Source organism: Paludibacter sp. 221 (assembly GCF_010501035.1).
Taxonomy (GTDB): domain Bacteria; phylum Bacteroidota; class Bacteroidia; order Bacteroidales; family Paludibacteraceae; genus QVMH01.
Window position 1 is genome coordinate 14113 of the sequence record NZ_QVMH01000032.1, and the last position, 24973, is coordinate 39085.

Annotated in this window: 20 protein-coding genes; 3 read left to right on the plus strand and 17 right to left on the minus strand. The window is 40.7% G+C overall.

Annotated elements, in window-relative coordinates; translation table 11 throughout:
* The first annotated feature begins 143 nt into the window (after positions 1-143).
* Positions 144-983 carry a TerC family protein gene (locus tag D0T49_RS07865; protein ID WP_203583447.1) on the plus strand — a complete coding sequence of 280 codons (840 nt, stop codon included), beginning with the start codon at positions 144-146 and terminating at the stop codon, positions 981-983.
* A 329-nt stretch (positions 984-1312) separates the two neighbouring features.
* Here the strand turns inward: D0T49_RS07865 and D0T49_RS07870 are convergent, their stop codons facing one another.
* From D0T49_RS07870 to D0T49_RS07930, 13 genes are all read right to left on the minus strand, one after another.
* On the minus strand, positions 1313-2647 hold the full coding sequence (locus D0T49_RS07870) for a glycoside hydrolase family 105 protein (protein ID WP_239057039.1): 1335 nt from the start codon (positions 2645-2647) through the stop codon (positions 1313-1315).
* Between the two features lie 497 nt (positions 2648-3144).
* Positions 3145-3990 carry a lipoyl synthase gene (lipA, locus tag D0T49_RS07875; protein WP_163630103.1) on the minus strand — a complete coding sequence of 282 codons (846 nt, stop codon included), beginning with the start codon at positions 3988-3990 and terminating at the stop codon, positions 3145-3147.
* Positions 3991-3999: 9 nt separating this feature from the next.
* On the minus strand, positions 4000-4887 hold the full coding sequence (locus D0T49_RS07880; protein ID WP_163630105.1) for a TraB/GumN family protein: 888 nt from the start codon (positions 4885-4887) through the stop codon (positions 4000-4002).
* Between the two features lie 190 nt (positions 4888-5077).
* Complete coding sequence (locus tag D0T49_RS07885; protein WP_163630107.1) at positions 5078-7165, minus strand: tetratricopeptide repeat protein; 2088 nt, start codon at positions 7163-7165, stop codon at positions 5078-5080.
* Positions 7166-7233: 68 nt separating this feature from the next.
* Positions 7234-9531: a transglycosylase domain-containing protein gene (locus D0T49_RS07890; RefSeq protein ID WP_163630110.1), complete on the minus strand. Its 2298-nt coding sequence runs from the start codon at positions 9529-9531 to the stop codon at positions 7234-7236.
* Positions 9532-9755: 224 nt separating this feature from the next.
* Positions 9756-10883, minus strand: coding sequence for a radical SAM family heme chaperone HemW (gene hemW, locus D0T49_RS07895; protein ID WP_163630112.1), 1128 nt, complete (start codon positions 10881-10883; stop codon positions 9756-9758).
* Between the two features lie 319 nt (positions 10884-11202).
* Positions 11203-13059, minus strand: a complete 1857-nt coding sequence (locus tag D0T49_RS07900; RefSeq protein ID WP_163630114.1) for an MFS transporter — start codon at positions 13057-13059, stop codon at positions 11203-11205.
* A 116-nt stretch (positions 13060-13175) separates the two neighbouring features.
* Entirely contained in the window at positions 13176-14486 is a 1311-nt protein-coding gene (locus D0T49_RS07905) for a SpoIID/LytB domain-containing protein (protein ID WP_239057040.1), read from the minus strand.
* 371 nt (positions 14487-14857) lie between these two features.
* Positions 14858-15820 carry a DUF4922 domain-containing protein gene (locus D0T49_RS07910; protein ID WP_163630116.1) on the minus strand — a complete coding sequence of 321 codons (963 nt, stop codon included), beginning with the start codon at positions 15818-15820 and terminating at the stop codon, positions 14858-14860.
* A 76-nt stretch (positions 15821-15896) separates the two neighbouring features.
* A complete protein-coding gene (locus D0T49_RS07915) occupies positions 15897-17351 on the minus strand; it encodes a glycosyltransferase (protein WP_163630117.1) in 1455 nt (484 codons plus the stop codon).
* A gap of 253 nt (positions 17352-17604) precedes the next feature.
* Positions 17605-17871 (minus strand): hypothetical protein, encoded by a 267-nt coding sequence (locus tag D0T49_RS07920; protein WP_163630119.1) that lies wholly within the window; start codon positions 17869-17871, stop codon positions 17605-17607.
* Complete coding sequence (locus D0T49_RS07925; RefSeq protein ID WP_163630121.1) at positions 17861-18244, minus strand: hypothetical protein; 384 nt, start codon at positions 18242-18244, stop codon at positions 17861-17863. The genes D0T49_RS07920 and D0T49_RS07925 overlap by 11 nt, the downstream gene beginning before the upstream one ends.
* Positions 18245-18416: 172 nt before the next feature.
* Positions 18417-18686 carry a YtxH domain-containing protein gene (locus D0T49_RS07930; protein WP_163630123.1) on the minus strand — a complete coding sequence of 90 codons (270 nt, stop codon included), beginning with the start codon at positions 18684-18686 and terminating at the stop codon, positions 18417-18419.
* A 267-nt stretch (positions 18687-18953) separates the two neighbouring features.
* On the opposite strand from D0T49_RS07930, the gene D0T49_RS07935 reads away from it, so the two are divergent.
* Positions 18954-19145: a PspC domain-containing protein gene (locus D0T49_RS07935; protein ID WP_163630125.1), complete on the plus strand. Its 192-nt coding sequence runs from the start codon at positions 18954-18956 to the stop codon at positions 19143-19145.
* A 71-nt stretch (positions 19146-19216) separates the two neighbouring features.
* Complete coding sequence (uvrB, locus tag D0T49_RS07940; protein WP_163630127.1) at positions 19217-21220, plus strand: excinuclease ABC subunit UvrB; 2004 nt, start codon at positions 19217-19219, stop codon at positions 21218-21220.
* Positions 21221-21307: 87 nt separating this feature from the next.
* On the opposite strand, the gene rplI is transcribed toward uvrB, so the two are convergent.
* From rplI to D0T49_RS07960, 4 genes are all read right to left on the minus strand, one after another.
* The gene (gene rplI, locus D0T49_RS07945; RefSeq protein WP_163630129.1) at positions 21308-21751 is read right to left on the minus strand and encodes a 50S ribosomal protein L9; all 444 of its coding nucleotides are present in this window, start codon (positions 21749-21751) and stop codon (positions 21308-21310) included.
* Between the two features lie 24 nt (positions 21752-21775).
* Positions 21776-22045: a 30S ribosomal protein S18 gene (gene rpsR, locus D0T49_RS07950; RefSeq protein WP_163630131.1), complete on the minus strand. Its 270-nt coding sequence runs from the start codon at positions 22043-22045 to the stop codon at positions 21776-21778.
* A 3-nt stretch (positions 22046-22048) separates the two neighbouring features.
* Positions 22049-22402: a 30S ribosomal protein S6 gene (rpsF, locus tag D0T49_RS07955; protein WP_163630133.1), complete on the minus strand. Its 354-nt coding sequence runs from the start codon at positions 22400-22402 to the stop codon at positions 22049-22051.
* 224 nt (positions 22403-22626) lie between these two features.
* Entirely contained in the window at positions 22627-24414 is a 1788-nt protein-coding gene (locus D0T49_RS07960; protein ID WP_163630135.1) for a DEAD/DEAH box helicase, read from the minus strand.
* Between the last annotated feature and the right edge of the window lie 559 nt (positions 24415-24973).

The window sequence follows — 24973 nt, forward strand, 5'->3', positions numbered from 1 at the left end:
GGGCACAGTCTTGATTTTTTGTTCCTTTTGCATCAAGGCAAAAGGAAGTAGATAACTTAAACAAAATCATTTAATGTCAGCAAATTACTGATTGCTATTCAGTTTTTTGTCATGTACTAAAGAATTTATAATAAAATAGTTTTATGGTGGAAATTCTACAAACGTTCTTATCCGGCAGTGCATGGGTTGCGTTACTTACACTTACCTTTCTCGAAGTAGTTTTGGGGGTAGACAACATTGTGTTTATCACCCTCATGTCATCCAAATTACCACCCAATGAGCAATCAAAAGCACGGACAATAGGCTTACTATTAGCCATGTTTACCCGGATTGGGCTTTTGTTTGCCGTAAGCGCACTTATGCAACTTACCAAGCCACTGTTTACTTTCAGCAATTCATGGATTAGCGGCGCGGTAACAGGTCAAAGCATTATTATCCTGTTGGGCGGACTGTTTCTGCTTTACAAAAGCGTTACCGAGATACACGATAAGCTGGAAGGCAAAGACGAAAACGTTAAAAAGAATAAGAAAAAAGTCAGTTTCTGGGGTATTGTCGTACAAATAGTAGTGCTGGACGTAGTATTTTCTTTCGACAGTGTGCTTACCGCCGTAGGTATGGTAAGTTTCAAGGACTTTGGGCACGTAGGAGCAATGACTATAATGGTAACCGCCGTAGTTTTATCTGTAGGCATTATGTTGTTATTCCTTAACCTGTTAAGCAATTTCGTAAATGAGCACCCCACTATACAAATGCTGGCTTTATCGTTTCTTATGCTGATTGCAGTGATGCTATTAGTAGAGTCGGCACATTTGGCTCATATAGTAATATTCGAAAGAGAGATCGTAGAAATACCAAAGGGATATATCTATTTCGCAATTGGGTTCTCGATGCTGGTAGAAGCACTCAATATAAGAATGAGCAAAAAATCCAAACCTGTAAAACTGAAAGTCCCAAAGAAATACCGTAAAAACCTCGATGAGTAAATTACACCGCTAATTATATATCAAAAAAGGGGCTGTCCAAAAAGCGAATAAGTCAGTAGTTGTATATTACAATTCATAATGTAAAATAAGGTAATAAGGTGGGTTTATCCCTACTTGTGCGATTACTAAGGTTTCCCAATAAAATAAAGTACTTGATAAAAACCTTATTTTCAGCCAATAACCTTAGTAACTAATACGGTCAGCCAATAATAACCTTATTACCTTATTTTGGGCGGTAATAATTTGATAGTAGCAAAATTGATTATTTTGCTTTTTAGACAAGCTCTTTTTCTTTTCGTTAGTTTCTTGTAAATAAGCACAAAATATGCTTAACGATCCAACAATTCATATTCGAGGCTGGCCATAATAAAGGGGCCAATGGCTTTACCTTCGTTTTGGGTAATGTGAACGTCTTTTCCACACAGATAATAATTTACCGTACCGGTTCTCGAAATATCATTTTTAGGGCCTAATCCTGCCGAAGCGCAAGACTGGATTATATCCAACTCGCCGTTTTCATTATCACGAATAAATGTTTTAAGCAAACCGCTATAGGCTTTTTCGGCAAGAGGGAGATATGCTTCCTCGTCTAAAACGCCAATACGTATTCCTTTCAGGTAAGCATAGGTAAACATGCCTGATGCCGACGACTCCAAATAGTTAGGCTTATCGCAAACGTTATAAATTTTATTACAATAGAAATCGCCTATATTGTTAGCCGTTTTTGTAGCATCGTATTGCAACAGCTGATACCAACAGCCCGATTCCTTGTCCTGATAGCGAGACAAACCCAAAGCCACTTCGCTTGTTATTCTTTTCAATTCGTCGTAATCTTCGTGCGACGGAGGCATCAGTTCCAACACATCAACCAATGCGGCAAAATACCAGCCCATGCCACGCCCCCAAAATTCGGGCGAGCAGCCTCTGTATGGTTCCTCTTTTCGTGCCCAAAAAGAATTTTCATTTTCGGGGTCGGCACTCCAGCCGTGGTAATTCAACCCCTTGTCTTTATCATAGGTGTATGTATGGATAGTTTTGAACTGGTTAGCAATGTCAGACCACGATTCTGCATTGTCTTTTTCGCCCAACTCCATCCCGAAATGGTACTGCCATTCGGCATACAGAGCAGGCCCCATATACAACCCATCGAGCCACATCTGATTAGGATATTTTGCCTTATGAAAAAAACCTCCCGCACCCGGTTTAGCCGAAGCAATCCGTTCGTGCCGGTATTTCAACTTATTACGTAGAAAAGTTACACAGTTTTTATAACGCCCGGCATCTTCCACATTGCCTTTTTTCATCTCCTGCTCATACAACGCAAAGAATATTTTTCCGGCTGCAAGGTCGTCTATATTACTGTTTTCAACATGTACCGTATCGTCTCCCTGCAAACAAAAATCAGCATATTGCTTCACTACATCGTAATACTCTGTTTTTTCCGGATATTGTTGCCACGCCTTCAATACGCTATTTGCAACCAATCCCGGCACATAATCCCACTTTGCTGTAGCAAGTTGCTGCTCCCTTTTGTTGCTCAGGAAAGTTTTCAACGCCCGTTGCTCCACCATTTTTTGGGAATACCGGACTACGTTGGCTTCTTTTTGTTTGGTACACGAAAATAAAACCAGTGCGGTCAATAAAATAACAATGCTATTTCTCATGATAATACCTCATTTATTTCAGAAAAAAAATTTACATCAACACAAAGATAATTTTACGAATAAAATAAGCATGGGGATAAATTGACATAAAAAGAGGATTTTTTATTCGGAGTAAGGCTGTGGTTAGTTTGTCGTGTTAAATTTATACCTTTTTCTCTGAATAGGAATTGCCCCAAAAGTACATAAGCCAATTGTCAGCCATTTTTAGCTCACATAGTACAACATACGAAAACACATAGAAACACAGTAGAAATTACATATAAACTATGTGTACTTATGTGTGAACTAACTAAACCTATGTGACACAAAATAAAAACTAATTAAGACAATGTACTTATTCACAAAATAAGGCGCTTGATAAAAACCTTATTTTCAAACAAAACCTTAGTAACCGATACTGTCTGACAATAATAACCTTATTACTTTATTTTGTGTGATAATAATTAGAAAGTAACAAGACTGATTATTTTACTTTTGGGATAGTCCCCACCGTTTTTCTAAAGGACGTGTTTCTCGGCACAATAGGACGAGCGAACCAACGGCGCACTTTCTACCTGACGGAATCCTTTTTGCAAACCAAGCAATCTGTATTCTTCAAATTTTTCAGGCGTAACATACTCACTCACCGCTATGTTTTTGCGCGAAGGTTGCATATATTGCCCTATAGTGAGTATGGAGCAACCCGCTTCAAGAGCATCATCCATCAGTTGCAAGACCTCTTCTTCAGTCTCGCCCAACCCCAGCATAATACCTGTTTTAGCCACTACTTGCTGGGATGCAAGGTAAGATAAAACTCGCAGGCTGGTTTCATAACGTGCCTTAGTACGTATCTCAGGAGTAAGGCGTTTTACAGTCTCCAAATTGTGCGAAATTATATCCGGCTTCTCTGCAATAACCAAATCGAGCAATTCGGTTTTTCCATCAAAATCAGGAATCAGCACCTCCAACGTAGTATTTGGATTCACTGTTTTAATGGCACGGATTGTCTCTACCCACTGCGCTGCACCCTGGTCGGACAAATCATCGCGGGTAACCGAGGTTACTACTGCGTGTTTCAGATTCATCAGGCGGATAGACTCAGCCACTTTCTGCGGCTCAGACGCATCAGGCGGCAAAGGACGCCCCGTAATGGTATTACAAAAACGACATCCGCGCGTACATATTTCTCCCAGTATCATAAAAGTGGCAGTTCCTTTGTTCCAACACTCGCACATATTAGGACACCGCCCACTCGAACAGATGGTATGAAGCTGATTATCTTTTACAACACGGCTTACCAACTCAAAATTTTTATCACTCTTAAACTGCGTTTTCAACCAATCCGGTTTCCTCAAATAAGACATATTTGTATTCTATTTTTTCTTAGCTTTTAATTCCGTTACTTTAAATCCTTTTTTCTGGAGCTGTTTTACCAACCCATTTTCACCGCCTAAATGCAATGCGCCTACAGCTATAAAACAGGGTTGTTCCTGCATATAGTCGGGCAGCACTTCCAACCAATCAAAGTTACGGTCGTCCACCATTTGTGCATAATCTTCATCGGTCATTGCCAGCGGGTCGTCTTCATCTCTTTCTTTAGCCATCAGGACTAATTCATTTATCTTTCCCGCTTTGTACAATGTATTAAGTGTTTCCATCTCTTGGTATAGTAAATCTTTTCTTTTGATGGTTTCCACTAAAAGCAGGGCTTCCTGTTCCGGAGTCCTGTCTCCAAAAAGCAATTTTATTTGCTTATCCATATCCTCAAGGCCTATAATCTTCTTATTCTTCTGTGCACCCACCAACTGAAAATACGAATCGGACTGCTCGTCTTCCGAAAAACCTGTTTTCGTCTTATAAAGTTCCAACTCGTACATGGTGCGGATAATGGCGGGATTCATCAATCCAAGCTCTTTCAACCCAAACTTAAACATAGCCTTGAGTTCATTGTCGACCAATGTATAGTCATCTACGTTTAACAAGCTATCCATTGTTACCCCGTCAGGAAGGATAGCAACCTGCATCATTTTAGCACTGGCATCTATATTATTCAGTACCATCTCGCCCACTACAGCATCACACTCGTTGAAAGCAGGAAAAAGCCCCGGTACGCTATCCAGAAAACTAATAGGAATGAGATGATGAGTTCCAAACAAGTAGGAAGGCTTTTCCAGATTCTTACCCGTTATTTTCCATAAAAGCTGTGCCTGCAATGCAAAACCGAGTGAAACGAGAATAAAAAGAATTGTATATTTTTTCATATGATTTAATTTAGAGTCAAGAGCCAAGAGCCAAGAACCAAGAATCAAGAATCAAGAACCAGAATTCAGAAATCAGAAATCAGGAGTCAGAATTCAGGAACAAAAGAACAAAGACCTTTTTTAATCATGCCTTTATGTGTCTTATCCCTTTCACCTTTTTCCTTTTTCCTTTTACCTTTTACCTAATCACCTACCTATTAAAACGCTGTATCAGATTATAAACCTTATACATACCCAGTTCGCCGGCCTTACTCAGGTCGGCTAAACCTTTAGTATCTTCGCCTAAAAACATATACACCAAGCCCCGATTGTAATAAGCCTCGGCAAACCCCGCATCAATATCAATAGCGCGTGTATAGTAAGATACGGCACTCCGGTAATCCTGTAAAGTAGCCAGCACATTTGCTTTGTTGAAGTATGCAAACTGAAAATCGGGCGCTAAAGCAATAACCTTATCGTAATCGCGCATGATCATCTCAGCGTCAAAATTATATTGCTTTTCGTTCGCTTTCTTACGCTCCTTGTCTGCCGCCGCAATATCTTCTTCCGCATTGTTTGTATATTCTATCTGCTTATAACGGATATTGGCACGGCTGAAATAAGCCAGCACAAAATCGGGACGAAGCAGAATAGCTTTATTCAGGTCGTTGATAGAGTTGGTAAAATCCTGTACCAGAGCAAATTCCGTCGCCCTGTTGAAGAAAATATCCGCATCATTTGTTTCTGTGGTCAGTTGCGACGATATTTCATCTACAGCGTCAAAGTGCATTTTGACCAAATCTTCGGTCAATGGTATTTCGTTGTTCGTTATTTTAAGGAGCGAACTAAGTTTTTTCTCTTTATTATACAGGTCGATAAGCGGATGATAATAATTTGTCCTGCGCAACTCATCATTTTTTGCATAATAGTTCAAAACGAAGTTTCGTTCGCTCACCAAGTCGGTATATCTGTCCTGAACCGTACCTCTGGTGTCGCTGGAGTATTTCGATTCTTTTTCGGCACGCTCCATATTCTGTGCCGTAAAGCGGTTGAACATTTCGGTACGGCGGCTCGAAGCACCCTTTTGCCCCTTATCTTCAATTTTATTATCGGCTGTTATTATCTCTTCTTTTTTCCTTCCCTGCTTCCTTTCTTTTTCCAGTCTTTCTTCAATATCACGCCCCTTTTCAGCATACGTTTGCGACGCTGCATTGTTGCCCAATGCCTTCTCCGCATAAGCTATGCCCATATAAGCCGGAATGAAATCAGGATATTTATTGATGATAATTTTATAGTCGTTGACAGATTCTCTGTAATTGCCTGTTTCATATTCGAGCGACGCTTTACGCAGGCGGGCTTCCATGTAGGTAGAATCCTGCTTTATAACTGTTTTCAAATCGTCGAGCGCATTATTTGTATCGCCCAAGTTGGCACGAAGCAAAGCCCGGTTGTAATATGCAAGGGTGTTATCACTGTCCATCTTGATGGCGGTATCATAATCGCTCAATGCCTGCATGAAGTTGTTTTTCTGCACATGCACAATACCGCGGTTGATATAGTCGCCGCTGAATGTTGATTTCAGCTTGATAGCTTCGTTATAATCGGCAAGGGCTGCATCCAAATCATTTTTTTGCAGGTGCAACAACGCGCGGGCACTCCACGCCAGGCTATTCTTCTTATCTATTTTCACAAACTGGTTAAACGTTTGCTCCGCCCCCACAGTATCTTTCAGAGCCAGTTGCAAACGTCCTTTTTCATAATACAATTCCGTCACCTTGGGATTAGTCCGCATGTACTCTTCCAAATCCTTCAACGACAATTCGTATTCCTCCAAGTTGGCAAGCGCATCCATCCTGTTTAGAAGTAAAAAACCGCTGTTAGGACTGAACTCAAGTGCTTTGGTGAAATCCTCTACAGCTTCTTTGTTGTATCCAAGTTTGCGGCGTGCAAAGCCTCTGGTGTAATACGCCTGAGGTATAAACGGATTACGGGCTATAGCCTCGGAACAGTCATTATCCGCACCCTGATAATCTCCCAGTTGCGCTTTGGCCATTCCCCTGAACATATAAGGCTCTGCCAAATAAGGTTTTACAGCAATAACCTGATTAAAATACTGGATAGCAAGCACGTAATCTTCAAAATAAAGCGCATTCCGCCCAATGGTCATAATACGGTCGGTATTCCATTGGGCAAAACAAACTCCTTGAAATAAGAAAAAGAATATCAGTACTCCTTTAAATCTTTTAAGGGAGCCTTTTACATTTACATTCTTTTCTGCTACTTGTTTATTTTTTATCATCTATTTGTATTGGAGGGGAAAAGTGATAAAAATATTAGTAAAAATGTCTAATTCAGACAAAAACCTTTTTATAAATCATCCGAACGGCATCCGGCATTCGGGTTATAATCGCTCGGCATATCAAACTCATCGCTGAAGGTATATTCCAACTCTGGGTCGTTCAATACCTTTTTCATATAAATAGCCCAAATCGGAAGCGACATACTAGCCCCCTGCCCTTCGGTTATACGGTCGAAACGGATGGAGCGGTCTTCGCCCCCAACCCATACGCCGGAAACCAGTTTAGGTGTGAAACCCATAAACCAACCGTCGGAGTGGTTTTGGGTAGTTCCTGTTTTTCCTCCCATAGGCATCCTCAAACCATATATCCGACGCACCCGCCTTCCTGTACCATAATCAATCACATTTTGCAACATCGAAATCATTTTGTACGATGTGGCTTCGCTATATACTTCCTGCATCTGAGGAGTGAATGTCATGATGTTATTTCCATTTACATCATCTATGCGGGTTACATACAGTGGTTCAGTTCTGATACCCTTATTGGGGAACGAGGTGTATGCACCTACCATCTCCTTCACCGAAATATCGCAAGTGCCCAATGCCAAGGAATAAACAGGGTCGATTTCGCCACGTACCCCAAACGAACGCAACAAATTCACAAATGATTGCGGCGCAAAAAGGCTCATCAAGTATGCCGATGTCCAGTTGTTCGAATTGGCAAGCCCCCAGCGCAAAGTCACACGCTCGCCCACACGGGCTTTTGAATCGTTTCGGGGCGTCCACGGCTTTCCATATTCGTTTATCAAAGTTATCGAATCGTTAATCACTTCGTCGCAGGGGCTCATGCCTTCTTCCATTGCAAGTGTATACAAAAACGGTTTTATAGTAGAACCTACCTGACGCCGTCCCATCGTTGCCATATCGTACTTAAACCAGTTATAATCAGTGCCTCCAACGTATGCCTTCACATGCCCATTGCGCGAGTCGACCGACATCATCCCGCAACGCAGGAAAAACTTATGGTAACGGATAGAATCGAGTGGGGTCATAACCGTATCAATGCTTCCGTTATAAGAAAAAACAGTCATTTCTCTTGGGGTATTGAATATCTTTTCAATCTCCTGTTCCGATTTTTTCTGATGTTTCAATTTCCAGTAGTAATCAGACTGTTGTACCGCACGGCGCATAATGGTGTTAACCTCAGCATCTGTAAGGTCTCTGGAAAAAGGAGCGTTTCTCAAACCTTTCTTTTCTTTGGTAAAGTCTTTCTGAATCTCTTTCATATGCTCCAATACAGCTTCTTCGGCATATTGCTGCATGCGCGAGTCGATGGTAGTATAAATCTTCAACCCATCTGTGTAGATGTTATAAGGGCTACCGTCGGCCTTACGGTTTTTATTGCAAAATCCGTATAGCGGATTGTTTTCCCACTCCCAAAGGTCATCTTCGTATTTTTGTTTTTGCCACGATGCATAGCTCAATTCGCGAGGGTTTTTTGCAGTAAGAACTCCGCGCAGATACTCCCTGAAATAACGGGCTATCCCCACATTATGGTCCAGACGCCTGAAATCCAAATCCAGAGGCAGTAGTTTTAATGAATCATACTCATGCTCGGTAAGATAGTCGGCCTTTACCATCTGGTTAAGCACCACATTGCGCCGACCCATCGAACGCTCATTGTACCTTACAGGGTTGTACAACGAGGGATTTTTACACATCCCGATTAACGTAGCCGCTTGTTCTACAGTCAGTTTATCGGGAGTGGTATTGAAATAGACCTGTGCAGCCGACTTTATTCCTACCGCATTGTACAAAAAATCAAACTGATTGAGATACATCGCTATGATTTCCTCTTTGCTGTATAGCTTTTCCAACTTCACGGCAATCACCCACTCAATCGGCTTTTGGAGCATACGTTCAATAAATCCGTCAGTGCGGGGAGAATATAATTGCTTGGCAAGTTGCTGTGTAATGGTACTACCACCCCCTGCGCTCTTTTTTCCCATTATCCCGGTAAGTATTATGGCACGTCCTAAGGCCTTAGCATCAACCCCCGAGTGGTCATAATACCTCGCATCTTCAGTAGCCACCAAAGCCTCGATTACATTTTCCGAAATTTCGTTGTACGACACTCCTACACGGTTTTCGCTTATGTAGTAACGCCCTAAAACCTTCATATCCGAGGAGTATAGTTCGGTAGCATACTTGTTTTTCGGATTTTGCAGCTCGTCCAAAGGAGGCAGATAACCAATCCAACCTTTGTTTATAGATACGAAAATCATAACGGCAGTTAGTATTCCTACTAATATTACCGACCAGAAGACGAGAAAGAAAACACGGCGGCTATTTTTTGTTTTTTTCATATTTCAGCACGGGAGACTTAAAAAAATAAGTTTGCTATGAATTTGAGGGTTCATTTTTGTTTAAACCACAAAAATAGCACTTTATTTCAAGAGTCTGTTTAAATTTATCCCGCAAAGTAAATTATGATGATTTTTTAGAAAAATTTTGGATTTATTTTGTGATTTTAGCGGGCTAAATGAACAAAATAAAAGAGATGCGTTTTTGAAAAGTATGTCGATTTGTATCACACTTTCATCAATTCGGCTATTATCATATCCGATACAAGAAAACCATCTGTATTTAAACGGATTACATTATCTGAATAGTCTGCCTTTTCTGCTTCGATAAACGTTTTTATGTTTTGTAAACAAAATCTTTTGAAATCAGCCCCAAATCTGGCTTCCAATTCACAAACATTAAGCCCGTCCGTAGTCCGCAACGATACCATTACAAAATCGTTGTATTGTTCTGAGAGCGAGAGTTCCTCACGCTCGGCAGGAATACGGTTTTCAGAAATTTCGCTAATATATTCTTTGATAGAATTTACATTCCATTGTCTTGATGTTCCGTCAAAAGAGTGAGCCGAAGGGCCTAAACCGATATAAGGTATTTGTTTCCAATAAGAAGAATTATGCCTTGAACGGCAGCCCTGCAACGCAAAGTTGGATATTTCATACTGCTTGAAACCTGCCTTTCCTGTTTTGTCGAGCAATAAACGGTACATATCCGTCATAGTATCATCGTCCACAGTTTGTATCTCCCTGCTTTCACGGCGTTTCCATATAGGAGTTCCTTCCTCATAAGTAAGCCCGTAAGCCGAAATATGCTGCACACCCATACCCAATGCCGTATCCAACTGTTTTTCCCACGCTTGCAAGGCTTGGTAAGGCAAGCCGTAAATAAGGTCGATACTGATATTATCAAATCCTGCCTGCTGTGCATTTTTTACGGCTTGTAATGCTTCTGCGCCTGTATGACGCCTGTTAAGCCGTTGCAAATCAGCATCGTCAAACGATTGTATTCCTATACTTACCCTATTGAATGGCAAAGAGCGGAGACCCTCCAAATAGGCGGGGGTTAAATCGTCGGGGTTTGCCTCGAAAGTAATCTCTGCATTCTCGTCAACCTGATACAAGCCGTAAATCGTATCAAAAATTTGCTCAAAGTATTTCTTTTCCAGTAAGCTGGGAGTACCGCCACCAAAATAAATTGTACCGATTTTTTTATCCGGCAAGTAATTTTCTCTTAATTTCAACTCCCTGCCTATAGTGTCGACAAGAGCAGAAATGTACTGAGCCGATACAGCACTGTAAAAATCGCAATAGCTGCATTTGGTTTTACAAAACGGAATATGTATATAGATGCCGGACATATTAAAAGTAGTGAGTAGTGAGTAGTGAGTAGCGAGATATTTTTTCAGTTTTTACTACTCGTTACTGTTCTTTTGACTTTTTATTTTTTCTACATTATGTGAATTAAAGGTTGAACAATTAAAATATTAGCCCCGCAGGGGCGAGATTATAAAGAAAGAAAATAATGCCGCCCCTGCGGGGCTTTGGATATGGGATGTGGCATTTTCCACGGGTTTCGCTTCGCTACACCCGCGGTTATGCATAATCTCACGCCTGCGGCGTTAAACAAGACAGCCTATATCCAACCATTAATTCACATATATTACCGGTAACTAACAGCTAATCACCGGTAGCTTTTTTCGCCTTGCCATATTCGGGGTCAATCTTAAGCAATGAGATTGCAATTACAGGCACTACAACGCATATCATCACCCAAATGAAAAAATGATTGTATCCTAACTGCTCTTGCAGCCATCCTGCAAACATGCCGGGTATCATCATGCCAAACGCCATCAGCCCTGTACATATTGCATAATGCGACGTTTTGTGCTCGCCATCGGCAAAATACATCAGGTAAAGCATATACGCCGTAAATCCAAATCCGTAGCCAAACTGCTCTATAAAAATACAAAGATTAATCACAAAAAGATTATCGGTTTGCGTATAACTAAGGAAAACAAACACAACGGTAAGCAGCAACATGCTCAGGCTCATCGGCCAGAGCCATTTTTTCAACCCTCCCTTAGAAGCGGCATACCCCCCGATAATGCCCCCTATAGTAAGCGCAATGATACCAACCGTGCCATAAGCAACCCCTACCTGTCCGGTAGTAAGCCCTAATCCTCCCACATCGCGCGAATCGAGCAGAAAAGGATTGACCAACTTCAACGCCTGAGCTTCGGAAAATCGGTAGGCCAGCATAAAGAATACCGCCCGCCCTACTCCCGGCTTTTTGAAGAAACTGACAAATGTCAGCGCGAAATCTTTCAATATGCTTCGGGCTGTAACGTGCGTAGCCGGCAAGTCGGATTCAGGCTTCGGTAAAAACACCTTATGGTAAAAACCAAACGCAATAAACAATCCTGCCAATATGAAAAACACTACAGACCACGAAAAAGGAATATTGCCCGATAAGCCCCGATACTCGGCGGCGGAATACTCCGCCAGCTTAGGGTCTAAGCGAAAAACCATATAAGCAGGTTTGTTCCAGTTACTTTCGTCAAAAGTAAGACGCTCTCCCATTGCTAACGAAATACTTTTATCACCTTTGCTCATGGAAGTGTTCAGCACTACAGTCTTACCTTCTTCGGGGCTTTTGGAGAGCCATACGGCAAGTACTCCCACATTTCCGGCATGTTCCGAATCGTGCGTAACACGTTCTTCGCCGAAATTATTTTTTATCCAACTGCCCAAAGGCTTCGAGACAGCAACCGTCCACCAGCCTTCTTTTTTATCTTTGTCTTTTGACGATTTGTCGTTGGAATAAAAGCCATTTGCATAGTTAAGCGCATCAATGCTATCAAGAAACGCTTGCAGACTGTCTTTATCCACATTGTTAGTTGCTATTTGCAGGGTTTCCTGTGCTGTAACAAAGTGAAGTTCTCCTTCGGTGTGGCTTACGTCCACCTTCGGTATATAAAAAGACGATTGGGAGTATTGCGGCGACGCCTCTATTTTTAAGTTTAAAGGCTCCAGACCTGTAGCATCCTCCAACGCCCCTGCAAGGATGATAAGCACCCCTTGCCCGAAGATAGTCGCAATACGATAAAACGTACTACGGATTCCGACAAATTTTGCCTGCGAGTTGGTATCCAAAGCCAGCATATAAAATCCGTCGGCTGCTATATCGTGCGTTGCCGAACTGAATGCCAGCAACCAGAAAAAAGCAAGCGTTGCCTGAAAGAAAAACGGCACAGGTATAGCAAACGCAATGCCCGCAAAGCCGGCTCCGATAAGCAACTGCATGCTCACAATCCACCAACGCTTGGTTTTCAGCAGGTCGATAAAAGGACTCCAGAAAAACTTGATAATCCACGGAAGGTAAAGCCAACTGGTATAAAGTGCAATATCGGCATTGGAAACACCTAAACGCTTGAACAGAATGACAGATATAGTATTTACAGCAACATAAGGTAGCCCCTCGGCTAAATACAACGAAGGAATCCATGCCCACGGCGAGCGTTTTTTCTTTTGCATAAGATTATAATTAAAAGTTAACAATCAATAGCCTATTATCTATGGTTTTATGCTTAATTCATATTTTTTACTTTTACCTTTCTCCTTTCTCCTTTTTACTTTCACCTTTCCCCTCTTTAGTATATCTTTTCGATTTCAGCACCGGTATAATAATGCAGGAGAATTTCATCATAGTTATAGCCCGTTTCTCCCATCACGGCCGCTCCTATCTGGCAAAGCCCTACACCATGCCCCCAGCCTGCGCCGTGAAAGATAAAATCATCCCCTGTCTTCTCCACACAAAAAGCCGAACTATACAGATGTGAGTGCGAAAGCATCCTCCTTATTTCAAGCTCTTTGCCTATAATCATCTCATGCTTTGTACCAACAACCTTCAGCCGGACAATGCGACCGGAAGTTCCCCGCTCCACAGGAATTAAATCCAGAATAGTGCCGAAATCAATTCCCGAACGCTCTTTTATTAATTCTGACAACTCCTTCTGAGTATATGAAACCCTCCAACGATAAAAATCGGTAGTTTCACGGTCGTAGTTATTCAACACCTGTGATAAGATTCGTTCATCCGTTGTGTTGCAAAATGCTATAGGGCGTTCTTTTATCCAACTGACAGCATTTTTTTCTATTGTTAAGTCAGGGAAACTATTGTTATTCTCGTTATCCCGCAATTTCACTAAATAAGGATATTTTCTATTTTCCCAGCAGTTTTGAAATTCCTCCGTCACACCGCCACAGCATTTTGAAAAACGGGCATCGCATATTTCACCCTCGTAAGTCAACACCTCGCCTCTCGTTTCTTCTACAGCTTGCTTCACTTTATCGGCGTTAGCAAAAGTCCGGCTGATTCCCTGATAACGCTGGCAATGGTCGTCAGCACATACGTCAAAGCCGGTGTGGTCTTCCCTGTCGTACCAGCGTATGCGTTCAGATGCTGTTTCGACAAAAGTATTCTTCAATTTTTTTTGTGCTACGGATTTTCTTTTTTCTATTTGCGACAGAAGCCAGCTTCGGGAAATAACAGCATGCGCTTTAAGTAGTTGCAACGAAGCCGTTGCACTCATTTCTGATGATATGACGCTCGTCAGGTAGTCTTCTGTGCTTATGATATTTATCGCCCTTATTTTATCATCCTCAACAATGAACTTTAAAGAGCCTTGAAAAGTCTGGTTTTCCTTACGCTCCCAATGGAAATTGATTCCTATCACTACATTTTTTATCGTAAAAGATGACAGCTCGCTTTGAGCTTCAAATTGTAAAACATCGTACAATTCTCCATTCCACTGTATTTGTCCGTCCTTGACACATACAGAATTTTCCCCGCTTATGGCTTTATCTCGAAAACAATATCCTTCATTCAGAACAAAGTGTATTCTTTCGTTCGAAATTATCCCGACTGTTATAGCTGGTTCCGTTTCTTTATTTATCATCATTTCGTATTTTGAAGAATACCTGTTAAGTTTAACTTGTTAACGCATATTTTCCTTTATGACCTCACCCCTTACCCCTCTCCTTAAGGAGAGGGGAATAAGATAGATTTGGATATAAGTATACTATCGAAATTATGTTATATGCTCATTTTACTCGACAAGCGCTCCAATTCGCTATACAGTAGGGGCGTATAGCGGCTTTAAGTCCGCTTTACGCCTAATGTATAACATAAACCCATTTTTGTTTGTTAAAGGTTGTTTTAATTTAACTCTAATCAGCTTTTTTACGAATTATATTACTCTGTCTCATCGGATTTGCAATCCGATGATGCTCTAATAGCGGATTTAAAATCCGCAGTTAATAAATCACGGGATTACAAATCCCGTGAGACGAGCTTCGTATTTTGAAGAATAGCTGTTATTTTCAACATTTTCTCATCACTGATACTGACTTCTTTCAGTATCTTCTGAATATCTTCAGCTGTTATTTTTATAAAGTCTTTTTCTTGCGGAGTAATAAAAATCCCTCCCATATCTACAGTTCCCGGACTTAGAAGGATGTTATCATCCCCTTCTGCAAAAAAGGCTTTGGGACGATGAACCTCCCTCGGATATATACAGCAAATCCATTTACCGCTTTCGTACCAAGTTACTATATTGAGCATAGGTTCTTTATCATCTTTTTTTATCGTCAGCAGAGAATAAATGCGGCTAAAAAGCTGCATTATCTGCTCTCTGTCGCTCGATTCGACGACAAATACATTGCGTAAGTATTTATCCAAAGTATATAACGATAAGCCACCTTGCTGATAAATATATCTTCGGGAAACATTTTTCACATCTTTCTCCACCGGTAAAAACCCCTTGCTACCAAGCTGAAAATGCATGTGGTCGGGTGCGGAAGCCCCGCATTTCGGTCCATTGTAAAACACGATAAATTCATCCATACTTTTCGCAAAATCGAGCATATCGACGAAACGATTTTCTATCAGTTGGTCGAGATGGTTCAGACACGGCACGGTAAAGTGCATAGGAAATATCGGAAAGGGATTGACTAAAACCTGATAGCCGCGCCCTATTGGGATTCCTTTCTGTTCGGCAGGGAGGTTGGCTGGGCACAAGAAGCATTTCCGTTCTTTAATAGTTTTCTCGTCAACCTTTGCCGCACTTGATACCATACGCGCTGGGTTAAATTGCACATAAACAGAAAAATCTCCGAAACAAAATTTTTTTGTTTGAACTCGCTTAAGCGCATCATAATTCTGACAGGCTAAAGCCCAATCGTCCACCTGACTGTGAAAAAGCCTTTTTATATCATCCGAATTTATATGATTCATTATGAATAGTTACGAGTTACGAGTTACAAGTTACGAGACTGAAGATAATATCTAACTACATTTAGCTCTCTCTGACTTACTTTTTATTCAGCGCAATTCTCGCTTCCACTTCCCAAGTACGGAGCCTGTCTTTATAGGTGTTGTGGGAGTTCATTTTTTCTATATCTAACGAAGCATCTGAGTTTTCCTCCCAACGCCGGCACAGATACAAGACATCGTAGATGCGCCCTATCTGATACTGACGAGAGAATGCCAAGCCCAAGGCATAATCTTCGCCATAGCTCGTATTAGGCACTTTTATCTCACGCAACAAAGGGGTGTAAAATGCCCGCGGCGCACCAAGTCCATTGATGCGCAGCGCGTTGTTCCTTCCGTTTTCCGGTGTCCACTCCTTGTGGTCGATAACTCCCGGAGGTATCATCTGCATATTAAAGTCGGTAAGCATATAGCTCCCCACCACCATAGCACAATTTTGCTCGTAAAACGCATCCACTATTTTCTGCAAGGTATCGTCGCCGGAATATACATCGTCGCTATCTAACTGAACGGCAAATTTTCCACACTCGGGATGAAACACACCCGTATTCCAACAACCTCCTATCCCCAAGTCTTTATATTCGGGGATAATGTGTATCAATCTCTTATCATCCGAAAATTCACGTATCTTCTCGGTTGTACCGTCTGTTGAATAATTATCTACAACTATCAGGTTGAACTTAAAGGTGGTTCTTTGGGTCAATACCGACCTGATAGCATCTGCTATAGTACGCACACGGTTGCGAACAGGAATAATGACCGAAGCCTCGTATTCAAAATTTGCCTTGCTAAAATCTACCTTTTCAAATTCGGGACGCAAATAAGCCCCTATCTTTTTCAGGTGGTCGGTACACACCTGCTCCATTTCAACCTGCACAGCTCGGTTTCTTGGGTCGACGTAATCAAACATCTTTTCGCCGCTTTTGCGTGTATCATTCTCTATCTCGGTATATAGATATTCGTTGATATGCACAAGCTCCGAACACTGCGACACTTTAAGCCGAAGGTCGTACAAACCGGCATGTTTATACTCTGTATCCATACCGGACACCGCTTTTTTTAGCATCGAGGTATTGTAAAGCAATACCGACCCAAAATCAAAATCATTCCGCAAACTTCCCTTCTGATAAGCAATAACAGGATTGTTTGCTCTCTTGCCTTCCTTTATTTTATAATGGTCGCTATACACCATGCCTGCCCCTGAGTCTTCCGCTATCCTCACCATACGCTCCAAAGCAAACATCCCGAAACTCAACTCATCACATTTGGTATATACAAGTGTAAAAGCAGCATCAGCCTTCTCTGCCATAGCTTTTACAGTTGCAGTAGAAGCAAGCGAATCTATACGAATAACATCACAACCTTCGAAGGTATCGGGACACTCCTTGTCCGACAGTAAAAATACATTTTTAACAAGCTCCGATTTCCGAAGCGACTTTACCGTCGCACTTACTTGCCCGATACTCTGAAAAGGAACAAAACAATTAATTTTCATCTGGGGGATTGAATTTAATGAAAGCGAAAAAACTTTTGCATCAAAAATAACATAAAGAATGGAAACAAATAACTTTTTATAAAGTTAATCGAACAGACATTATCAATTTTTATTATCCAAGAGCTTATAATCTGTTTTCGGTAAAAACTAAAACGGATTCAAAAAACAAACTACCCGGATTTTAATGCCTGTAGCATTAAAATCCGGGTAGTTTATTATATACGGGGTAGTTTTAGTTTATTAGCTCAAAGTATCACTTCTTATAATCATTGTAAATAGAAGCACCTAACCGAACAATATCTAAAACTCTTTTGGCATTTAATGCCAATTTATAAACGCCTTGAAGCGGAACTTCGTTGTTAAACTCATTATCCTGAAAAGAATGAATAACATCAGAAACTGGTTGCGTAAGGGCTAAATAATCATCCATCATCTGTTCCTCACATTTACTCATCTCCTTCACCAGTTTTTCTTTTCTGCGTTTTAAGTCGTATACCGACTTTATGTTTTTATTCTTCATCTTCTTCGTCCTCCTCTTCTTTATCGTCCGAGCTTAACAAACTCCGGATTATGGAGCTTGCAACCGGATTGATTACTAATTTGTACCTGAAGAGCCACATAATAAGCATCAATAAACCTATAAAGCCTATCTCTATCAGAGATACCAGCCACGGGATATCAATCCAAGTCATCAATAAATTATATATCAACAAAAGCATAAGAAGCAACAATGCTAAACTTAAAAGGGCAGTAAATATCAGCAATACAATTTTGCCTACGAGAAGTGAAACTTTCTCGGCAAAAGCAAGTTGATAATACTCGGCCTTCAGGTCAATATATTTTTTAATGGTATCGACAAAAGACGGTTCATCTTTTCCTCTTTTTTGTCTCATAACTGTAGAATGTATTTTTGATTATTACCACTAATTGAGAGAGAGAGAAGCCATTAACTACAACCGTTAGAATTTGAGAGAGAATTTTTGGAGTATTGAGAGATACACCCTAACGTTCGTTGTGAGCTAATGGCTATTTTCTTTATCTAAAGAAGCAGCCGACCAATACAATTTACCTTGTTTTTCGGGCTTTCGGCTCTTCTTCTTTTCCGTGTACAAATTCGGAAGCGGTATCCTTTATTTCGTCGATAATCTCTTCTGCCGACTCTACCAGATCTTCCAACTTATCTGTTACATTATTTCTTATGTCGCGGGTTGTTTTTACTATTCTTCGTCTAGTAACAGTACCCTTAGCCGGGGCAAGTAATACACCTAAGGCTGCGCCTACTGCTGCACCTCCTAAAAAACCCAGCACCACTTTTCCAAAACTTGAATTGCTCATAATTGTTTATTTTTAATTGTTTATAAATTTAGTCATTATCTTATAAACATGAAACAATAGAGATTCGGCTTTTGTTTAAAAGAATTTTTGTTTTTACAAATTTTATGCAAATAACGGAAAAATAATTTGATTAACAATATTTTTTGAAAAAAAATAATTCCAAAAAACCTGTTATTAACAAAAACCGAGCGTGATTGTTGTTATAAATTGCGTATATTTGTAATACAGACATCATCTTAGTTTTACCAAAACAAAATAGTATCATTTATGACGAAAAAATTAAAACGTTCCAACAACCAAATGATTGCCGGCGTTTGTGCCGGTATTGCCGAATATCTTGGATGGGACCCGACATTAGTCAGGTTAGGTTATTTTCTACTTTCGGTTTTTTCAGCAGGATTTCCCGGATTACTTGCTTATATAGTTTTATGGATTGTAATGCCAACTGCCGAAAATTAACACATGCAAGAACTATGAATATTTATTTTTAACCACAACAATATCTAAGACTTTATTTAATCAAAAAAAGAGTGTCATTTCAACTTACATCAGAATATAATCCGACAGGTGACCAACCCGAAGCTATAAAAAAACTGACTGAGGGTCTTAATATAGGCATACCCTCCCAAACTTTATTAGGTGTAACGGGGTCGGGAAAAACCTTTACTATTGCAAACGTTGTTCAAGAAGTTCAACGCCCTACTTTAGTTTTAAGCCACAACAAAACTTTAGCAGCGCAGCTATATAGCGAATTCAAATCTTTTTTTCCTAACAATGCGGTAGAGTATTTCGTTTCGTATTACGACTATTATCAGCCCGAAGCGTATATGCCCACTACCGATACTTATATTGAAAAAGACTTATCTATTAATGCCGAGATTGAAAAACTACGGCTGGCTGCCACCTCGTCTTTGCTTTCGGGACGACGTGATGTAATTGTTATCTCGTCGGTATCTTGCCTATACGGTATCGGAAACCCTGAGGAGTTTTCAAGAAGTGTAATTGAAGTAAAAAAAGGGCAAAAACTTGTCCGGAACGCTTTTCTCCGAAACTTAATCGACAGCCTATACATACGAAACGAAATAGAATTGAATCGTGGAAATTTCAGAGTGAAGGGGGACACAGTCGATATTTTTCTTGCATATACCGATGTGATTTTACGCATTATATTCTGGGGCGACGAGATAGACGAGATATTAACCCTCGATCCGGTAAATTATCATGTACTCGAAAACTTTGACAGTTATAAAATTTACCCCGCAAGTATCTTTATAACATCTAAAGAACGTACGGCAAGCGCTATCGAACAAATTGAACACGACTTACAGCTACATGTTGAGTTTTTCCGTTCCATAGGTAAAGATTACGAAGCTAAACGTATTTACGAACGTGTGAACTACGATATAGAGATGATTCGCGAACTTGGTTATTGTACCGGTATCGAAAACTACTCGCGCTATTTCGACGGCCGTGCACCCGGAAGCCGCCCCTTCTGTTTGTTAGATTATTTTCCAAAAGATTTTTTGTTGGTAATAGACGAAAGCCACGTTACTATCCCACAAATACGAGCAATGTATGGCGGCGATGCTGCCCGAAAACAAAATCTGGTGGAATACGGCTTCAGGCTTCCGGCAGCAAGAGACAACAGGCCTTTGAAATTCGAGGAATTTGAAGAACTGACACCACAAACTATCTACGTCAGCGCAACTCCGGCCGATTACGAACTTGAAAAATCGGAAGGAATCGTTGTAGACCAGCTCATTCGCCCCACCGGATTGTTAGACCCTATTATTGAAGTACGCCCAAGCCTCAACCAGATAGACGACCTATTGGAAGAAATAATTCTGCGTACCGAAAAGGATGAAAGAGTTCTGGTTACCACCCTGACAAAACGAATGGCTGAGGAGCTGGACGATTATCTGCGTAAGATGAACGTTCGGAGTAATTACATACACTCCGATGTGGACACGCTGGACAGGGTACAAATAATGGAAGATTTGCGGCGTGGAAACTTCGACGTTTTGGTCGGTGTCAATCTGCTTCGCGAAGGGCTTGATTTACCCGAAGTTTCTTTAGTTGCCATACTCGATGCCGACAAAGAAGGTTTCCTTCGCTCGCACCGCTCATTAACACAAACAGCCGGACGTGCTGCCCGAAACCTGAACGGAATGGTAATAATGTATGCCGACACTATTACCGACAGTATGGAGAAAACAATAAATGAGACCAACAGGCGAAGAGAAAAACAGTTAGCTTATAACGCGGAACACGGCATTACTCCGAAAGCCATTGTGAAAGGCGACCGCAATATACTAATGAAAGCTGAGCCGAAAGCCTATGTTGAAACAGAAAAAAGGGTAGACATAGCAGCCGACCCGGTAGTAAAATACATGTCGCCCACAGCATTGGAAAAAGCCATTGCTAAAACTAAAAAGGCGATGCAGGAAGCCGCCAAAAAACTGGAATTTATCGAAGCTGCTCAATTACGCGACGAACTATTCAGACTAGAAGAGTTGCTAAAGAAACACAAGTAGATGTCTCCCCCAAACATACGTAATAAAGAAACTCCCGATATGAATTTTCATACCGGGAGTTTCTTTTTATATTTAGCTTTGTGCTTATTATTCGCTTACTACTTCAAAAGGCACTTCTGCTGTAACCTCTCTGTGAAGTTTTAATGTAGCAACATATGAACCTACTTCTTTTACAGGCTCTTTCAACACAATAACCTTGCGGTCAACATTGTATCCTGCTTTTTCAAAAGCATCGGCCAACTGGATAGGACCAACTGCACCAAAAATTTTACCTGTAGTACTGGTTTTAGCTCCGACTGTTAGTTTTACATCTTTCAGTTTTTCAGCCAATTCCTGCGCATCATTCTTGATACGTTCCAATTTATGAGCACGTTGTTTCATATCTTCAGCCAAACGTTTTTTAGCCGATTCTGTAGCTAATACAGCCTTTTTTTGTGGCAACAGGTAATTTCTACCATAGCCATCTTTTACTTTAAGGACATCTCCTTTGTAACCCAAGTTAGTTACATCTTCTAACAATATAATTTCCATACTTTTTTCCTCCTTGTTAAAAAATTATTTCATCATATCGGTTACATAAGGAAGTAACGCCAAATGACGTGCTCTTTTTACTGCCTGAGCTACACGACGCTGAAATTTCAATGAAGTACCAGTCAAACGGCGAGGAAGAATCTTACCTTGCTCGTTCAAGAATTTTTTCAAGAATTCAGGATCTTTATAATCGATGTATTTAATACCGCTTTTTTTGAAACGACAGTATTTTTTCTTTTTGACATCCACTGTTGGAGGAGTCAAATATCTGATTTCACCATTGTTGTTTGCCATGTCTTAGTCCTCCTTTACTTCTGCTTTTGATTTAATACCTTTTCTTTTTTCTGCATACTCGTAAGCATATTTATCCAAACGGAAATTTAAGAAACGAAGTACACGTTCGTCGCGACGGAACTGAATTTCCAGTTTCGCAATTACTGAAGGGTCTGCATCAAATTGAAGCAATGTATAGAACCCTGTCGATTTTTTTTGAATAGGATAAGCTAATTTACGCAGCCCCCAATTCTCTTCATTTGTAATAGTCGCACCGTTTTCTGTCAAAACGGCTTTAAACTTTTCTACCGCTTCCTTCATCTGAACATCAGACAAAACGGGAGTTAAAATGAAAACGGTTTCATAATGGTTTAACATACTGTTTTTACCTTTTTAGTGTTAATGATAAAATAAATTTATTTTTGAGCTTGCAAAGGTATGAAAATTATTTGATTATCAAAAAACAAAGCCCATAAATTTTCGCAAGCAGTTTTCGATAAGATGTTTCGCCACCGTTTATTCAACAAACACCCTCTTGATACAACAAAGAAGGCATCTACTTATGCGACACCTTCTTCATTTTGATATATAGCAATACCTATTTACTTTTTTCTCGAACCCACATTGCTTCTTTCACGTCCTTTGCGCCACGGTTTGTCTTGATTTGCCGATTCGTTACCATAGTGCGTCCTTTTTCTGTCGCCACGACTTCTCTCACCCCAGCTACCTTGTGTATTTCTCTTTGCCGGACGGCGGTCGTCATACGAACGGCTTCCTTTAGCTTCTACCACAACCACTTCACTTTGATTGGAGAAAGCGTTGAGCAGTTGTTTTACTTGGTCCGAATAAACATCGAAAAATGTGAATTTATTGGTAACTTCGATAGAGCCGATACTGATAGACTTATCATTGGTAAAATCATTGATAATACCAAGCAGGCGACGCGGAGTTATCCCCTCCTGATTACCCATATTCATTTTCAAGCGGGTTTTTTCGCCTGTTTTAGTCCCTCTTTTTCCACGTTCCGAACCTCTTTCGCCTCTTTCACCCCTATCTCTCGATTGTTCCACTACATTAAGGTCGTCAGCATTTTTGTAATACTCCAAGAAGCGGTTGAACTCAAGCGACACAAATCGTTTCAGTATTTCTTCTTTTTCAAGATATTCCAACTGCTTCATTATTTGCTCCATATAAGGTGCAATCTGCTCTTCATTCACTTCAACCTGTTGCATCCGGTCAATCAGATGGAAAAGTTGCTTCTTGCACACTTCCAGCCCGTTAGGGATAGGAAGCTGCTTGAACGACTTTTTCAACATACGTTCGAGGTCTTTGATTTTGAACTTCTCTTTGGAGTGGATGATAGAAACAGAGATACCGCTCTTATTAGCCCGCCCCGTACGTCCGCTGCGGTGTGTGTACACCTCAGTATCATCAGGCAGATTGTAATTTATCACATGCGTTAAGTCGCTCACATCCAATCCGCGTGCAGCAACATCCGTCGCTACAAGCAACTGTATATTACGGATACGGAACTTCTGCATCACAGTATCACGCTGTGCTTGCGACAAGTCGCCATGCAGCGCGTCTGCATTATATCCGTCTTGCATCAGTTTCTCCGCAACTTCTTTTGTTTCCTGACGTGTACGGCAGAAAACAATACCATAAATATCAGGATTGAGGTCGACAATACGTTTCAACACCAAATAGCGTTGCTTTGCCAACGATATATAATAGATATGTTCTACGTTTTCCGAACCGGAATTGCGGGTACCTATCGTGATTTCTTCAAAATTCTTCATGTATTGGCGGGCAATGTTCGCTATTTCCTTAGGCATAGTTGCCGAGAAAAGAAGCGTCCGCCTTGTTTCCGGAGTTTTCTCCAATATGGTTTTAATATCTTCCTTAAATCCCATATTGAGCATTTCGTCGGCCTCGTCCAATACGAGGAAGTCAATATTGTTCAACGCTACTTTACCGCGCTCTATAAGGTCGATAAGCCGCCCCGGAGTGGCTACGATAATTTGCGGAGTTTCGTCCAATTGCCTCAACTGGGTGCGGATATCTTCGCCTCCATATACTGCCACTACACGCAAACCACGCATGTTTTTCGAGTAGTTTTTCAAATCTTTCGCTATTTGTATGCAAAGCTCCCTTGTAGGCGAAAGCACCAAAGCCTGCACCTGCTTACGGCTCACATCAATAGTGTTAAGGATAGGAAGCCCGAATGCGGCTGTTTTTCCTGTACCTGTTTGTGCCAGAGCCACTAAGTCAGCTTGTTGTTCTAAAACGAAAGGGATGGTTTTTTCCTGAACAGGCATAGGCTGTTCGTAGCCGAGTTCTTCAATAGCTGATAGAATCTCGCCTTTCAAATTCAATTCTTTAAATGTCATTTTTTTGATTTAATACACGTTTATGAGTCTTTGTCCGGCGATTTTTTCACTTCGTTTTTTATGCAAACGTGTACCCTTCAAGAATGGAATAGCTTATCATATAATTACCTGTAGTAAATATCCAAAAGATAAGCACAGCAGCTTTGTTCGGAATCAAACTCGCAACGTATCGTTGTTTATTTTCGGGCGCAAAGATACGAATAATTTCCGTATTATTACTCAGTGCAAGCGAAAAAACAGAACAAGTTAATAGTGAGCAGTGTAAATTCTATCTTCATTGCCTTATCGTTAAAAGTTTGTGCTTAAAAAACAAAGCCTCTATTTTTGCCTTTGCATTCTTCGAGCAAAAATGAAGAATGATTTAGTTAGCTACAAGTTATCAGGTACAAGATGTAAGTCTTGTCCTTTATCTTTTGTTCTTTTTGTCCTTTTATCTTTTTTAATACAATATGATTTTCTCTCAGCAAATAACACCTCTAAAAAATGCTTTTACAAACGTTAAAATGTTTGTAAGTAGCGTTATTATGTTAGAGAGAGAGAGAGAGAGAGAGAGAGAGAG